The sequence below is a fragment of the Catenulispora pinisilvae genome, assembly GCF_015356865.1.
Lineage (GTDB): Bacteria > Actinomycetota > Actinomycetes > Streptomycetales > Catenulisporaceae > Catenulispora > Catenulispora pinisilvae.
In genome coordinates this window covers 1-584 of sequence record NZ_JAAFZA010000573.1, presented here as the reverse complement: position 1 = coordinate 584, position 584 = coordinate 1, and the positions used below count along the sequence as shown (strand labels likewise).

Genomic DNA, 584 nt, shown 5'->3' with positions numbered 1-584 from the left:
GGTCGGTCTGGAGTTGCATCCAGGCAAGACCAGGATTGTGTATTGCAGGGATAGCAACCGTGGTGGTGGGGGTGGGCCTGATGGGGGTCATCCGCACGCGCAGTTCACGTTCTTGGGATACACGTTCCGGCCACGCCGAGCCGTGGGTCGGGGTGGGAAGTTTTTCACTTCGTTCCTGCCTGCGATCAGCAGCGACGCCCTGAAGAAGTTGAGTCGGGTGGTGCGGTCTTGGCGACTGCACCGGCGCACTGGTAGTGATTCTGCCGGCCTGCGTGCACTGGTGAATCCGGTGCTGCGGGGGTGGATCAACTATTACGGGCGTTTCTACCGCTCGGCGCTGGACCCGCTGTTCTACCGCATCAACACCTACCTGTTGCGGTGGCTCAGGAAGAAGTACCGGATCGGCTGGAAACAGGCTGTCCGCCGCTTGGCGGAAGGCTATGCGTTGCGGCCCCGGTACTTCCCTCACTGGACGATCACGCCCCCGGCAGGCCCGTGACCAGGACAACAAGAGCCGGATGACGGGAGACTGTCACGTCCGGATCTGTGGGAGCCCGGGGCTGAGATGCCCCGGGCCACCCGAC

At 63.5% G+C, this 584-nt stretch carries 1 protein-coding gene; it reads left to right on the top strand.

The window, feature by feature from the left end; all coding sequences use genetic code 11:
• Nucleotides 1–499: group II intron maturase-specific domain-containing protein (locus tag IZR01_RS49475; protein WP_323747339.1), on the top strand; the 499-nt coding region annotated here is incomplete at its 5' end.
• Nucleotides 500–584: the final 85 nt, after the last annotated feature.